Origin of the sequence: Serratia marcescens (assembly GCF_006715005.1) — a bacterium.
Classification (GTDB): Bacteria; Pseudomonadota; Gammaproteobacteria; order Enterobacterales; family Enterobacteriaceae; genus Serratia; species Serratia montpellierensis.
The window spans coordinates 4219037-4233768 of the sequence record NZ_VFMJ01000001.1 but is presented as its reverse complement, the minus strand read 5'-3'; the positions used below and the strand labels follow the sequence as shown (position 1 = coordinate 4233768).

General features: G+C 54.9%; 18 protein-coding genes. All 18 read left to right on the top strand.

All coding sequences use genetic code 11. The features are described 5' to 3' along the window. Positions 1–15: 15 nt before the first annotated feature. Complete coding sequence (locus tag FHU12_RS20640; RefSeq protein ID WP_141971518.1) at positions 16–759, top strand: PFL_4669 family integrating conjugative element protein; 744 nt, start codon at positions 16–18, stop codon at positions 757–759. Beyond that, positions 756–1328, top strand: a complete 573-nt coding sequence (locus FHU12_RS20635; RefSeq protein WP_141971516.1) for a hypothetical protein — start codon at positions 756–758, stop codon at positions 1326–1328. Before FHU12_RS20640 ends, FHU12_RS20635 begins: the two co-directional genes overlap by 4 nt. Positions 1329–1341: 13 nt before the next feature. After that, positions 1342–3381 (top strand): DNA topoisomerase III, encoded by a 2040-nt coding sequence (locus FHU12_RS20630; protein ID WP_141971514.1) that lies wholly within the window; start codon positions 1342–1344, stop codon positions 3379–3381. Positions 3382–4055: 674 nt separating this feature from the next. Continuing rightward, positions 4056–4523 (top strand): STY4534 family ICE replication protein, encoded by a 468-nt coding sequence (locus FHU12_RS20625; protein WP_141971512.1) that lies wholly within the window; start codon positions 4056–4058, stop codon positions 4521–4523. 72 nt (positions 4524–4595) lie between these two features. Then, positions 4596–5081, top strand: a complete 486-nt coding sequence (locus FHU12_RS20620; protein ID WP_141971510.1) for a single-stranded DNA-binding protein — start codon at positions 4596–4598, stop codon at positions 5079–5081. A 78-nt stretch (positions 5082–5159) separates the two neighbouring features. Beyond that, positions 5160–5600 carry a DUF29 domain-containing protein gene (locus FHU12_RS20615; RefSeq protein ID WP_141971508.1) on the top strand — a complete coding sequence of 147 codons (441 nt, stop codon included), beginning with the start codon at positions 5160–5162 and terminating at the stop codon, positions 5598–5600. Positions 5601–5745: 145 nt separating this feature from the next. Beyond that, positions 5746–6390: a PFGI-1 class ICE element type IV pilus protein PilL2 gene (gene pilL2 / locus FHU12_RS20610; protein ID WP_141971506.1), complete on the top strand. Its 645-nt coding sequence runs from the start codon at positions 5746–5748 to the stop codon at positions 6388–6390. Next, on the top strand, positions 6387–7130 hold the full coding sequence (locus tag FHU12_RS20605) for a hypothetical protein (RefSeq protein ID WP_141971504.1): 744 nt from the start codon (positions 6387–6389) through the stop codon (positions 7128–7130). The genes pilL2 and FHU12_RS20605 overlap by 4 nt, the downstream gene beginning before the upstream one ends. A gap of 10 nt (positions 7131–7140) precedes the next feature. Continuing rightward, entirely contained in the window at positions 7141–7851 is a 711-nt protein-coding gene (locus tag FHU12_RS20600) for a TIGR03759 family integrating conjugative element protein (RefSeq protein ID WP_141972622.1), read from the top strand. Continuing rightward, positions 7830–8522: a transglycosylase SLT domain-containing protein gene (locus tag FHU12_RS20595; RefSeq protein WP_099818058.1), complete on the top strand. Its 693-nt coding sequence runs from the start codon at positions 7830–7832 to the stop codon at positions 8520–8522. The genes FHU12_RS20600 and FHU12_RS20595 overlap by 22 nt, the downstream gene beginning before the upstream one ends. A 2-nt stretch (positions 8523–8524) precedes the next feature. After that, the gene (locus FHU12_RS20590) at positions 8525–9049 is read left to right on the top strand and encodes an integrating conjugative element protein (RefSeq protein ID WP_141971502.1); all 525 of its coding nucleotides are present in this window, start codon (positions 8525–8527) and stop codon (positions 9047–9049) included. Continuing rightward, positions 9046–9672, top strand: a complete 627-nt coding sequence (locus tag FHU12_RS20585; protein WP_141971500.1) for a restriction endonuclease — start codon at positions 9046–9048, stop codon at positions 9670–9672. Before FHU12_RS20590 ends, FHU12_RS20585 begins: the two co-directional genes overlap by 4 nt. Beyond that, positions 9665–11758, top strand: coding sequence for a type IV conjugative transfer system coupling protein TraD (traD, locus tag FHU12_RS20580; RefSeq protein ID WP_141971498.1), 2094 nt, complete (start codon positions 9665–9667; stop codon positions 11756–11758). The genes FHU12_RS20585 and traD overlap by 8 nt, the downstream gene beginning before the upstream one ends. Then, the gene (locus FHU12_RS20575) at positions 11759–12517 is read left to right on the top strand and encodes a TIGR03747 family integrating conjugative element membrane protein (RefSeq protein WP_141971496.1); all 759 of its coding nucleotides are present in this window, start codon (positions 11759–11761) and stop codon (positions 12515–12517) included. Between the two features lie 481 nt (positions 12518–12998). After that, the gene (locus FHU12_RS20570; protein WP_141971494.1) at positions 12999–13352 is read left to right on the top strand and encodes a hypothetical protein; all 354 of its coding nucleotides are present in this window, start codon (positions 12999–13001) and stop codon (positions 13350–13352) included. Positions 13353–13460: 108 nt separating this feature from the next. Continuing rightward, positions 13461–13793 carry a hypothetical protein gene (locus FHU12_RS20565; RefSeq protein WP_141971492.1) on the top strand — a complete coding sequence of 111 codons (333 nt, stop codon included), beginning with the start codon at positions 13461–13463 and terminating at the stop codon, positions 13791–13793. Positions 13794–14138: 345 nt separating this feature from the next. After that, positions 14139–14468 (top strand): integrative conjugative element protein, RAQPRD family, encoded by a 330-nt coding sequence (locus tag FHU12_RS20560; protein ID WP_141971490.1) that lies wholly within the window; start codon positions 14139–14141, stop codon positions 14466–14468. Further along, positions 14468–14710: a TIGR03758 family integrating conjugative element protein gene (locus FHU12_RS20555; protein WP_141971488.1), complete on the top strand. Its 243-nt coding sequence runs from the start codon at positions 14468–14470 to the stop codon at positions 14708–14710. Before FHU12_RS20560 ends, FHU12_RS20555 begins: the two co-directional genes overlap by 1 nt. The last annotated feature ends 22 nt before the right edge of the window (positions 14711–14732 follow it).

Here is a 14732-nt window from a genome sequence, read left to right as displayed (position 1 = left end):
AACAGGATGCTTAAAATGGTTGATTCATCAAGCAATAAAGAAAACAAACCCTCTTCAACTCGCGCAGGAGCGCTCAAATCGACGTTAACCGTCCAGTTGCATACACAATATGCAATATTGTTATGGGAGGGACGGCAGCGTGAGAAAGAGTCAAATAAACCACCAATAGTCAGCATGCCTCAGGTCATCGCCCGAGCAGGGAAAATTAATGCTGATTCAAACGCTGACAACCCTTATGCCGATGGCGCGATGTTGTCGTTGGAGCAGGTTATTGAACGTGGCACCGCGCGATTGCAGAGCGCAGTCGCAGAACTTGATAACGTCTTATCCAGCTTGCCGGGTCAGGTCTCGATGTCAGAAGTCTCATCAGTATCACCGCTGAATATCGGTGTATTTAGTCGTACTCCGCTCGGGTATCGTTGTGTCTGGTTACTCGTTGGATTTGATCAACTGGCTATGAAAGCATTTCAGGCATGGCACTATGGGTTGATCTCCCGTCAAAAGCGGGATGACTTGCTGAGCCAGGGGGGGCATTGGGTACGGCAGGTTTATGGGGTTGTGCAGCAGTACCGATCTGTAGCTGTAACGCGTGATGATATTCGCCTTCAAACTCCGGTTGGTATGGAGGCGGTCAAGCGTCTGGGGGAACCTGACGCAGACATTATGTCTGGCACATCGCGTTCCGCTTTTTCGCCCCCACTCAATAAAACTTCTGTGCCAACATTGTCCACTTCTTCAAAAAAAGTAGCTAAATCATGATGATGAATCGACAGGTAAAGTCTTTTTTGATGCTAGGTGTTCTTTGCGCCGCGTTGTTGTTAACGGGGTGTGCAGGCACTGAGTTGGGCGAGTGGAACCAGAAAATCAGTGACGCTGCACATTCGCTGGCAAGCGGTGGTAGCGGTAGTTCCAGTGAGGGTAGCATGCCATGGATGACCCGAGCCGGTATTTCCGGGCCCCGGCAGGACGTGCATCATACTTATAGCCTCGCGGTGGACGTTGATACCGCAGCGGCGCGCCTGAAAAGTCATTATCAGTTCATCTCCTCCGAGGAACTTGAAAGTCTGCGCCAGCGTGATCAGCACGGTGACTGGAGCGCGAGCTCCATTGATGAAGCACGCCCGGTCTGGTCAGCAAATCGGGGCAGTTATTACAAGATGGGGCAGGAATGGAAAGGCAATGATCGCCTTGAGCTCGAAGTGGTCAAGTCCGGCGCCGGCAGCCGTCTGAAAGTGACATACAGCTCACCGGATGCGTCACACCTGACCGAGGCTTACCTTGGGAGACTGATGACGCAGCTGCAGCAGGTTGCCAAAGGTCAGGGCTGAGGGAGGTTAACTGATGCAGCTCTACCTGTGTGAGAAACCCAGCCAGGGTAAAGATATCGGCGCCATTCTCGGGGCGACCCAGCGTAAGCAGGGCTATCTTGCGGGTACTGGCGTCATCGTCACTTGGGCCATCGGGCACCTGCTGGAGCAGGCTCAGCCGGAGACCTACGGTGAACAGTTCGGTAACCCCTGGCGGGAGTCTGTACTGCCTATCGTGCCTGCTCAGTGGAAAATGACGGTAAAAAAAGACACTGCCGATCAGTTTGCGGTCATCCGTGGGTTGCTCAAGCAGGTTGATTCTGTGGTGATTGCGACCGATGCGGATCGAGAGGGGGAAGTTATCGCACGGGAATTACTGGAGCACTGCCACTTTACCGGCCCGGTCCAGCGGCTCTGGTTGTCAGCGCTGGACGAGGCCAGTATCCGGCATGCTCTGGCAAACAAACTCCCTGGCGAGAAGACCGCTCCTCTTTATGAAGCCGGCCTGGCACGCGCCCGGGCTGACTGGATGACGGGGATGAACCTGACCCGACTTTATACTCTAAAGGCGCGGGAACAGGGATACGGCGAGGTGTTATCGATCGGGCGGGTGCAGACTCCCACGCTGGCGCTGGTCGTGAACCGTGACCGCGAAATCGCCAACTTTATTTCCAAGCCGTACTGGCAAGTCAGGGCGAACCTGCAAAAGGATGGCATTACTTTTCCTGCGAACTGGGTGCCGGCCGCTAACTACTGTGATGACGAGAAGCGTTGTATTCAGCAGAATGTGGCGCAGGCCGTCGTGCAACTGTGTCAGCAAACAGGTCATGCCGTTGTGCTTGAGGTAGGGACCGAGCGCAAGAAAGAGTCCGCGCCGCTGGCCTTTGACCTGGGAACGCTGCAGCAGGTTTGCTCACGCAAGTGGGGGATGAGCGCCAACCAGGTGCTGAGTATCGCGCAGTCGCTGTATGAAACGCACAAAGCGACTACATATCCCCGGACGGATTGCGGCTATCTGCCGACATCGATGCGGGAAGAGGTTGCCGATGTGCTGGGTGCGGTTACCCGCACGGATCCAACGCAGAGCGAAAGTGTGGCCAGGCTCGACAGGGCCTTTGTTTCCCGCATCTGGAACGACAAAAAAATCACGGCGCACCATGGGATTATCCCGACCAAGCAGCCGTTCGATTTGAGCAAGCTGTCTGCCGATGAGCTGAAGGTCTATCAGCTGATCCGTCAGCATTACCTGGCACAGTTCCTGCCGTTACATGAAGTGGATGTGACTGAGGCTACCTTTAATATCGGCGGACAACTGTTCCGCACCCGTGGCAAGGTCGAGGCGGTGGTAGGCTGGAAAGCACTGTTCCAGCATGACGTGAGCGAGGCGAAAGATGAGTCGGCAGACACGGATGATGTCCGGCTGCCGGCGCTGGTAAAAGGTGAATCCGTCGCGGTTGCCGGCGCGGAGCTTAAAACGCTGCAGACGAAGCCCCCGGGGCATTTTACTGACGGGACACTGATCGCCGCCATGAAAAATGCTGCGGCGTTCGTCAGTGACCCGCAACTGAAGAAGGTGCTGAAAGAGAACGCGGGACTGGGTACTGAAGCGACACGTGCCGGTATCCTGGAAACGCTGTTTAAACGCGGCTACCTGGAGAAGAAGGGAAAAATCCTGCTCTCCACGCCGATTGCTGGCGAACTAATAGATGCGTTACCGACGGCGCTGACCAACCCCGGGATGACGGCGCTGTGGGAGCAGGCGCTGGACGAGATTGCCCAGGGCCAGATGACACTTGAGACGTTCATGAGCCGCCAGGCACAGTGGACGGGCCATCTGGTGGCGAAAGGGAAGACGCAGGCGGTGAAGTTCACTGCGCCTCCTTCACCGCCGTGCCCGACATGCGGAGGGACGATGCGCCGGCGTGCAGGCAAGAAAGGCGGTGGCGCCTTCTGGGGCTGCAGTAATTACCCCACTTGCCAGGGTATCATCAACATTGATGCAAAAGGTGGTCGTAAGGCAAAGCGCTATAAAGCAAAATCACCGGCTAAAAATAAAACAACCGGTGCGGAGTAAGAGATTGCCTGATGTTAATGTTAGGAAGATTTGCTAAGGTTATCTGGCTTTCTTGCAGAATGCATAGGTACCCCGTAACTGCGGTGGTGGGAAAATTCTTCCATGGTTTTTTCTGCTTCAGTTCGGTCAGCGGCCTCCACACTCAGGTTGGCTGTCAAGACGCATGCAACTCCGTGAAAAACGCGTCGGGAGACTAGGTTCCTCCCCGGAGTTTGACAGAATTTACTGAAGGTTCAGGTACCGGCCGTGCGGCGTTGATTTTCGGATCAACGCCGTTTTTATTTTATGGTTCTCAAAACGGAATATTTCGGTTGACACTCTCGATGCTTGCATTAAAAATGAACAGGCTTACTTGTTGTCTTCGGACAACCAGCCAATGCTTCAGCACTCTGTGAGAAGCGCCTTCGGGTGAGTGCCAGCCAAAGTTTCAGCGGTCTGTGAGAAACGCCCTCGGGTGACTGCCAATAGCCTCGTAGCCTGAAAGAGGAAGCCCACGTGGCGGTAACACCGTTTAGCCTTTGAGAACGGGGATCACTTAGCGGTGATGAAGGTCCATTTCACAATCAAGACAGTCTGCACTGACGTACGACTTTGCAGACTCCCGACGGGAAACACTTTCCCGTCGGGAAGGTGTATTTCTCCGTCACCGAATCTTTACTCCTGGAGAAAACATCATGTCTACTCAATCTCAGCAAGCATCTACTAAAACTGAATACTTCAACCTGACTATCAAAGGCATGGGGTACCTCAGCAACATTCGTCAAGTCAATGGGCCGAATGGCACCTTTATCAGCTGTGTCGTCAATGGACTCTCCGGTCCTACCGATAACGCCAGTTACACGCGTTTCGATGTAACGGTCGCCGGTAAAGAAGCCAGCAGCCTGATCAACCGCTGTCAAAAATCGGTTGATGAAGACAAAAAGGTCCTGATTGGTTTTGTGCTCAGCAATCCCAAAACGGACATCTTCACGCTCAACAGTGGCGAACATGCCGGTGAACAGCGCGTCAGCCTCAAAGCCCGCCTTATCAAGGTCGATTGGATCAACATTGGTCAGGAAAAGGTATATCAGGCTGAGAAATCCGACTCTACGCCGCCTCAGCAAGGTTCCGCACAGCAACAATACGCGGAAAACTCTTTCTGATAACGCCCTCTACGCCTCGATTTTTCGGGGCGTTTTTCCCTTTCTAACTTTATTCCCTATGAGGATTTGATTATGGCGTCTCGCGGCGTTAACAAAGTCATATTGATTGGTCATCTTGGCCAGGATCCGGAAGTCCGTTACATGCCAAATGGTGGCGCGGTTGCCACCCTGTCGCTCGCGACCTCCGAGACCTGGCGTGATAAACAATCCGGCGAACAGAAAGAAAAAACCGAATGGCATCGTATCGTGCTGTTCGGCAAGCTCGCTGAAATTGCCGGCGAATACTTGCGTAAAGGTTCGCAGGTCTATATTGAGGGGGCTTTACGCACGCGTAAATGGGCAGATCAGAGTGGCCAAGATCGCTACACTACCGAGGTAGTCGTTAACGTGGGCGGCACGATGCAGATGCTGGGTGATCGTAGTCAGACCGATAACTCGGGGCCCTCAGCGTCTGGTAGTTGGGGGCAACCTCAGCACCCGACCCACAGTGGCACACCCACTCAGGCGTCTGCCGGCAATGAACCGCCGATGGACTTTGATGATGACATCCCATTTTGACCTGGATGGCATTCATTGACATACTGCACATAGCGTCTGCTGTGTGCAGTTTTTCTATCTACTATACCGGAGGCTCCCATGGGAACTCGTTACGATACCGACGTGGTCGCTTGGGCGAATGAACAGGCGGCGTTACTGCGTGCCGGTAAACTTAGCCAACTGGATATTGAAAACATTGCCGAGGAGATTGAGGACGTGGGCAAGAGTGAAAAGCGCGAACTGGCCAGCCGGATGGCGGTTTTACTGGCTCACCTTCTGAAGTGGCAATTTCAACCTACTCACCGTGGTACAAGTTGGGAACTGACGATCAAGGGGCAACGCGGTTTGATTGAGCGCCGTTTAAAGAAAACCCCCAGTCTGAAAGTTGCTATGGTCGATCGGGAGTGGCTGGAAGATACCTGGTTTGATGCTTTGGCTATAGCATCAAAAGAAACGGGGATCGGTCTGGATAAATTACCCGCTTCTTGCAATTGGACTACAGAGCAGATCCTGAACCAGGATTATTACCCAGAACCCTAATTTGGGTTCGTTAGCATGATTCGATAACGCTGACCTTCTGGTTGGCGTTTTTTTTGATTAGCAATAAAGAGTTGTTAATTGAGCCTCCTGGACGGTAACCGCACAGTGACACCTGCCAATTGTCACTGAACAGGAAATCTTCCGGATGAAAAAAACAATACTCGTCTCTTCCCTGGCAGCACTCATGCTGACCGGGTGCGTTACTCAGCGGCCACTGCAGCAGCGCGATGTTTCCCCTGTCACGCATTCGGTTACCGTCACTCGCAACGTTCAACCGGTCAGCCCGGATGCTTACGGGCAGGTGCCGGAGGTCGTGCGCTATGACCGTTATTTACTGGTCAGCACCGACCCGGCGGCCGTTCAGCGAGATCCGCTCTCGCAAATCATCGATATCCGTATTCCGGCATCAGTAAAACCGACGGTGGCTGACGCGTTGCGTTATGCGCTGCGCCAGTCGGGCTATTCCCTGTGCGCGACCGGCCCTGCAAACGGCGTGCTGTACCGCCAGGCGCTGCCGGCGGTGCAGTACCAACTGGGGCCGATGCGTTTGCGTACCGCGCTGCAGGTACTGGCAGGCCCCGCGTGGCAGCTTGAGGTAGACGACGTGCAACGTGTTGTCTGCCACAGCCTGCGTGACGGGTATCAGTTGCCGGCGACACAGCTGCCGCCAGTGACGGTGGCGCCGGCCAGGGCGGTTTCAGCACCGGTTTCAGCGCATCCTGCTGCGACGGTCATTGTCCCTCAGCCCGTTAACGCGGTACCGACAACCGGAGGGTGGCTGAAAAAATGACTGAGCATAATGACGAAATGATGCCGATGACACCGGCAAAAAAAGGGTTGCTGCGAAGCAAGACCTTCTGGGGGGCAACGGCCGGCGTCGTTGTTGTCCTTGTTGCAGGCCTTGTCGGCTCAGGGACTATCAGGCATGTCGACCAGCGTATTGCCCTGATTGAGCAGGCACAGAAAGCATTGGCGCCGCAGGATGGCATGAGCTCTATGGCCGCTGAGCTGCAGGCGCATGCTAAACAGCTTAAGAGCCTGGCTGAGCGTCAGGACTTGCTCATACGGCAGGTTGGGACGCTGACGTTAACCACCGGGCTACCGGAGAAACTTGAGCAGCAACTGCAGGCTCAACAGGTTGAGTTAAATGCGCTGAAAGGCAGCATTGAGTCCGTGAAAAAGTCAGTAACTGAAAAGCTTGTACCGACTGTAGCCCCCTCAACGGACGTCCCCGCTGCACCTTCAGCGACCGCCAAAATCACCCCAAAGCACAAGCCCACGCCAATTAAACCCTCCCCGCGTAATGCGGTACCTCGTGTGGCGCGCAAAGCGCCATTCGTGCTGACCGGGGTGGAGCAGCGCGGGACGTCGGCCTTTGCGGCTGTGGCGCCGCTGGGGTTCAGCGATTTGTCGCAGGTGCGGTTAATCGGGGAAGGGGAGTCGGTCGCCGGCTGGATCCTGGTCAGTGCCGGTTACGGGCAGGCGACGTTTCGTGTGAACGGCCGCCTGCAGACCGTCAGCGCCCAGTGAGGAGAAAATGATGAAACTGAAATACAGCGTAATTTCCCTGATGCTGCTGAGCCCGTTATCACAGGCGGCGCAGCAGACGACGATTGAGAACAGCCAGTCTACTCTGAGTGAGATTCAGCAGAGCCAGGCGAACAAGACGGCGCAGCAGGGCAGGCAGTGGGGCCTCAGTGGGGAAGAGTACCAGCGTTATCAGCAGTTGATGGATGGCCCTCGCGGGACGCAGTCTCCGGGGCTTGATCCGCTAACTGCCCTTGGCATCGAAGCACAGAGCGATGCCGAGCGTAAAAAGTACGCGCAGCTGTGGGTAAAGCAGGAGTTCGCCCGCACCGAGAAAGAACTCAGGTTCCAGCGTGAGGTGGATGCTGCCTGGCAGCGCCTTGGTGTGTTGCCGGTGAACATGGGGAATGCGGCCGGTATCGCACATGACACCGGCGGGCGATTGGCGCTGTTCGTGAAAGCGAAGGACTGCGGGCAGTGCGATGCACGCCTGGCGGCGGTGCTGGCAGATAACCGGCCGGTCGACATTTACCTGGTTGACAGCAAGGGTAATGACAGTCTGCTGCGCGAGTGGGCTCGGGCGCATCACATTCCCGTCGACAAGGTGCGCGCACGTCAAATTACGCTCAATCATGATGGTGGCCGCTGGATGAAATTCGGCAACGGCCTGATGCCGGTGGTGCTGCAACAAGGGGAAAACGGATGGACACTCGCCGCGTTCTGACCCGGGGGCTGTTGCCCCTGCTTGCCCTCCTCACCGTTGTGAGCGGTGGCGTCGTTCATGCTGCTACCCAACAGGTGCCTTCCGGTTATCGGGAGGTGGCGCTGCGTCACGGGGTTCCTCCCGAGTCCCTGTATTCGGTGGCGCTGGCCGAGACATCGATGGCGCCGAAAAGCATCATCTCGGTGACTCGCGGGGCCGGCCCGGCCCCGGATGTGGAACGCCCCTGGCCCTGGACCATTAACGTGGCCGGCAAAGGGTATCGTTACGCCAGCCGCCTGCAGGCCTGGGAAGCACTGCAGCGCTTTTTGAAAACACATCCTCGCAAGCGCATCGATGTCGGGATTGCCCAGGTTAATCTGGGTTGGAACGGCCATCACTTCACGTCGACCTGGGAGGCGTTTGACCCTTACACCAACCTAAACGCGGCAGCGGCCATCCTGCGGGAATGCTATGACCGCAATCCCGGAAGCTGGCTGGTTGCCGCCGGGTGTTATCACCACCCCGCCGGCGGCGCACCGGCAGCCCGGTATAAATCCATCGTGAGTGGCAAGCTGGCACGCCTGAACGGCAGGGGGGCTGCTCCGGTTCGGGTGACCAGTACAACCCCCACGGCTACGGTGTTACCGGTACAAACGGCGGCGCTGACCTGGATTGAACCACGGAACCCATAATCATGAAAAAAATGAATTTTCTGCTGTTCGGCCTGAGTCTGGTGACCACCACGGCATTGGCCAACCTGAATGTCATCGCTGATATCGGTGGCGATGACGCATCACCCTACTTTGAGGGGATTAATCGGCAGGGTGACGCGGAAGCGCCGCCGGCCATGCCGCAAGCCCCTGCCTCTGCTGATGAAGTTGAAGTGACCGTATTGCCGGTGACGACACCGGAGCTGACGCCGGGTGTGGTAGCGGCGCGCCCGCTGCAACTGCCTGGGATTGGTTCGTTGTTTATTGTGGGGGATGACGATGCCAGTCGTCTCTGGCTGCAGGCGAATGCGGAACAACTCAAATCCCGGCATGCTGCGGGCCTCGTCGTTAACGTCAGCAACCTGCCTGCACTGCAGGCACTGCGTGAGCTGGCGCCGGGGGTACCGATGGCGCCGGCCTCCGGCAGTGAGTTGGCGCGCCGGCTGCAGCTGGCGAATTACCCGGTACTCATCCCTGATACCGGTTTGTCCCAGCAGGTCACACCATGATATCGGCGCAACACTTCGCCGCAGCATTAATGGTAAACCCTGTGCTGACGGTTGTGCTGGTTGTGTTGTTTGTTGCTGTCATGATGGGGCTGAACTGCCGTGGCCGGGAGACAGCCAGCCGTCGGCGCCACCGCCGATATCAGGCGACGGCCACGCGGGTAATGGCGCGCTTACCGCTGCTGGGCGGTGATGGCCGGCGTCTGGCCTATCTGCGCAAAATCAACCCCTATGTATTTGAAGAGCTGTTGCTCCTGGCGTTTGAACGTCAGGGGTATGCCGTTATCCGCAATACCTCCTACAGCGGCGACGGTGGCCTGGACGGTCAGGTCATTATCGAAGGCAAGACCTATTTCATCCAGGCCAAACGTTACGGACGGGCGATCTCACCGTCCCATATCACGCGTTTTGGTGCGTTGCTACGACAGCACCATTGTGACGGTTTTTTCATTCATACCGGCCGTACCGGTCAACTGAGCCGGGTGTTGTTGCAGAACCATCCCCACGTCCACCTGGTCAGTGGCCGAAAGCTGCTTGCGTTGCTAGCCGGCAATACAGAGTGGCTGCTTTTTTTAACTGTGAATTCGGTCACCAACCTGAATGATAAGGAAGGTCGTCATGAATAATCGTCATGTCATGGAAGCGCTGCTGCGCCCGGCGGTAGAATTGAATACCGCGATCGTTGCCGGTGCTGCGGCTGCGATTTGTTTTGTTGCTCCCTGGTCGGTCGCCCTGGCGCCGTCGGTGAGTTATGTTACTGCCGGCGGGTTTGTGGTGCTGTCCGCAGTACGAGCACGGCAGGGCCTGCGGGTGGTCCGTTATCGCCGTAATCTGCGTCGGTTACCGCGCTATGTCATGGAAAGTCGACAGATCCCGGTGAGCCGGCAGCGGCTGTTCCTGGGGAAGGGATTTCGTTGGCAGCAAAAGCACACCCAGCGCCTGATGGATACCCGTCGTCCGGAAGTGGAAAAATACGTCCAGCCTCAGCAGTTGTACCAGATGGCGCGCCGACTGGAGCTTAAAACCGAATATACCCTACCGTGGTTGTCCCAGTTGCTGCGCAAAGACTCCCCGCTTAATCCGGTCAGGCCGCTGCCACCGGTTGGGGGGAACCCGGCGATCCATGGTATTGAACCCGATGAGCTCGATGTCTCGATGGCACTGGGTGAACGCGTAGGGCATAGCCTGGTGTTGGGCACTACCCGTGTCGGTAAGACCCGCCTGGCGGAACTGCTGATCACCCAGGATATTCGCCGCGGTGATATCACCATTGTGTTTGATCCGAAAGGGGATGCTGACCTGCTGCGGCGTGTTTGGGCTGAAGCCCACCGTGCCGGCCGTGGGGATGAGCTGTTCATCTTCCACCTGGGCTGGCCGGATATCTCGGCACGCTATAACGCCGTCGGGCGCTTTGAGCGTGTGTCCGAAGTGGCCGGGCGTATTTCTGGGCAACTGAGCGGAGAGGGCAACAGTGCGGCGTTCCGTGAGTTTGCCTGGCGATTCGTCAATATTGTGGCGCGTGCCCTGGTCGCCTTGGGGCAACGTCCGGACTATCAGTTGATCACCCGTTACGTGAACAACATCAGCGAGCTGTATGAGACCTACGCGAAGAAAGTGATTGAGGCGCGTATGCCGGCGCTGCAGCAACAAATCGACAACAGCCTGCAGGTACTGACGGAGGACGATGTACCGCGGAATATGCAGGGCCAGCCGAACGCGATAAAAATCATGGCGGTGGAAATGGCGCTGAGTTCCGAGGCCGGCAAGCAGCTGTATGACCCCATTCTCGATGGCCTGCGGTCAGCCGTCCGTTATGACCGTACCTACTTCGATAAAATTGTGGCGTCCCTGTTGCCGCTGCTGGAAAAACTTACCACCGGCAAGACCGCCGAGCTTCTGGCGCCGAACTATATGGATATGAGCGACCCGAGGCCCATTTTTGACTGGGAGCAGGTTATCCGCAAGCGCGGTATTGTCTACGTGGGGCTGGATGCCTTGTCGGACGGAGTGGTCGCCTCTGCTGTCGGCAACAGCATGTTTGCCGACCTGGTGTCGGTTGCCGGTCATATCTATAAACACGGTATGCACGGCGGGTTGCCGCCCCGGGCAGACGGTAAACTACCAATCAACCTGCACTGTGACGAGTTCAACGAACTCATGGGGGACGAATTTATCCCGCTTATCAACAAAGGCGGTGGCGCCGGTATGCAGGTGACGGCCTACACGCAAACCGAGTCGGATATCGAGGCGCGCATCGGCAGTACCGCCAAGGCGGCTCAGGTGACGGGGAACTTCAATACTCTGATTATGCTGCGCGTGCGTGAGAACCGGACCGCGCAGTTACTTACCACACAGTTGCCGGAAGTGGATATCTACACCAAAACCCTGGTATCAGGGCATGCCGATACGGCCGATGTGGAGAAGGGACAGGATTTTACCTCCAATACCCAGGACCGCGTCGGTACTGTGAAAGCCCCTCTGCTTGCCCCGGCGGATGTGATTAACCTCCCGAAAGGGCAGGCGTTCGCGCTGCTGGAAGGTGGTCAACTGTGGAAAATTCGGATGCCGCTGCCCAACGGTGACAGGGATGATGCTTTGATGCCGGCCAACCTGCAGAAGATTGCCGAGGAGATGCAGCGAAACTACCGTACCAGCGAGTCCTGGTGGTCTGCCAGCACGGTATTACCGGATGTTGCCATCAAAGGGGGCTGAATGTCGCAAGCGGTGAATAATCAACCTCAGCAGCCCGTACAACCCCGTAAGCATGGGCTGTTTTACAACGTGTTGTGGGGCTGGCCCTGGATGCTGATCGGGATGTTCCTGGCTTCGCTTTTGGTGAGTCTGGTGATCGAATATGTCGGGATGGCCTTCTTCTGGCCAGAGCTTGGCGCATCGCACAGTGAAGCGGTGATGAACACCGAGTTGGGGTACCTGTCCTCTGAGTTTACACGCAGCCTGCTACTGTCTGAACCGTCAGTGACCGTCACCCGTTGGATTATGATGGCGTATCAATGGACCTTCGTGGACAGTGGCTTTTTGGACTGGATTAAGCAGGCATATGACACGCAGGTACACAGCCAAAATGCCGTGGCCAGGGAGCTGAACAGCTGGAGCGGTTGGCTGGCAGCCACGCTTAAAGAGTACCTGATGGCAACGGTGTACGTCACCGTGATCACCCTGGTACGTGTGACCATTCTGGTGCTGTCCATCCCGCTGTTTATCCTGGTGGTCCTGGTTGCGCTGACCGAGGGGTTGGGGCGGCGTGATATTCGGCGCTACGGTGCCGGCTATGAGTCGAGCTTTGTGTACCACCACGCCAAGCGGATGGTGAAACCGGCGGTGTATATCCCCTGCATGCTGTACTTGTCCTGGCCAACAGCGGTATCCCCCAATCTGCTGTTGTTGCCGGCCGCTATCCTGCTCGGCATTGCGGTGACAGTGACGACAGCGTCGTTTAAGAAATATTTGTAGGTGCGACGTGAAAGTTTATTTCACATTAAAACAAGGGGTTAAAACGTATGAAATAGACTATAAACTTCGCCAGTTATTGTCAAACACTCGAAGTCTGAGTGGAGATTGACCTGTTGTACGACCAACAGTAGCCCACGAGGAAAGGCATGGCGGGTACCCGATGAACGAAAAACTCGAGCTGGACGGCGGCGTACAAAACTGGCTTTTGTGCGTTGCCGTCAGCAGACAAGCCTTATAATGACCGTCATTGGCGCGTCAGTGAATGGTGTGGCGCAGAGGGGAAGTATCCTGGAGTGTATCTGTGACAAAATTAGTGACTTTTTGCTGATAGGCTAGCAGTGAATCGCTGTTGGTGTTACTTACTGCACTTGATGCCATTTGAATCAATGGTAAAATGACAATTTATTGTAAAATAAGATAATTATAAATATTATAGCTCATGGCTATATGTTACCCACTATTGCCCTGGAGTAGGCGATTTATGCAACAAAAGAATGGTCAGGCAGAGATTAATATAGGGAATCTAGTCATTAGAATTCCTGTTCATGAAGAGCTGGTGTCCCAGCTGTTGAAGTCAGAAAATAGTCTTAAGTTGGATTCTCTGGAAATGACACGATTCCTAAAGGGATATTTGTCAACCAGAACACGTGAAGTAAGCCTAAGAGTTAAAGATATTGAGTTGGATTTTACTGTGCTGGCCTGGCTTTCAGATACCCTAGAATTTGAAACTAATTCTTTCATACCTGAACAGGAGTATAGCGATGATTTCGGGCAAATCATCAGGAAAATGATCCCTTCGGATATCAGACCTCCAACGGAAAAACAGCTATCCTAAGCAAAGCGTATTGCTGTTACCTTAGGGAAAGAATTATCTGATGGGCAGATATCATCCGTTAGTAAATGTAGTGATTTCATTGATAAGCACCTTCCGGAATTTTATGAAATGAGATCGAGTCTGAATTCGTTGTATGCAATGTCAAGGAAAGCAGCGCGAGGCTATGTATCTCTTTGTCTTGCTTCTGGTGATGGAGGGCTCTCTGACGAATTGCTTGATATTATGGGTGTATCAAGAAAAACTACTGTTGAAAAATATTTGGAACAATTCTGGTCATATCTAGATGAATATCAGAAGATGGAACCTCAAAATCAGAAAATTTCAATTGATGCAGTAAATGAATTTGTACAGGAAAACTACGATAAAATGCCAATACCTGAGCTCGATGGAAAAGCTATTGAGCGATTACTGCTTGATATTCAAACAAAAGTCGGTGTTTGAGCAACATCATACGTAAGGTTGGACACGGATCTCCTGTGATTTTTTTCTGCTATCCCGATGTGTGTTGATCAACTGTCCAAACATGCAGGGGATGAGCTTACCTTAAGTGTGAGGATGTTATCAATATTGCATGTTTTATAATACGCATAGCCAGTCAGCTATTCGTTATATTCATATGAAAGCAATCAATGATTGGTGAAGCAGCCAAGTTCTTGCATAGGGCTTGGCTGCCCTCATTCCCGTTTTTTTGAAAATTATCAGAATCCTTTAAAGAGTTATCCGCTGACCCCCCGCCCCATCTATCGCACCCTGAGAGCACCCTAAACCATTAAGGAGTGCTTGTGTATGCCTATCCCCGCAGTTCGTAGTCTCGGCGCCGGTTGTGTGCTGGGGCTGACTTTGCTGACTTCATTACCTGCCTCTGCTGCTGAAAAAGATGAGCTGGCTTCTGCCCAGCGCATGCTGATTCAGGTGCAGGCAGCGCTTGAACGTGCGCGTGTTGCCGCCGTTCAGGCGGACCCGTCGGAGCGCGGTCGTTTCTTCTTCGACTATGCCCGCGCTACCGCCGATCTCAAAACCATCAATGCCGGCATTTACCGCTATCTGGAACCCTCGCGCGCCCAACCGCGTGATGGTAGTGCGGTGGCCGGCAATTATCGTCGGGAGCGCCCCTGATGGCCATGAATGCGGTGCAGGAACAGGCCTTCAAGGCGGCCAGCGGCGGCGTTGAAGTCAATATCCTGTCGCTAATTTGCATCGGCGGGTTGCTCGCGGTGCTGTTTGTCTGGGCGGCCTGGGCTTTGGTTGATGTTTACCAGGGCTGGAGCAACGAAAAAGTACGCAATGGGGCGCTGGTTCACTTCGTCATCAAAACCGTGCTGTTGCTGGTTGTTTCAATCTGGATGTTTGCCAGCTGACCTGTGAGAGGCGCTGGTCCGT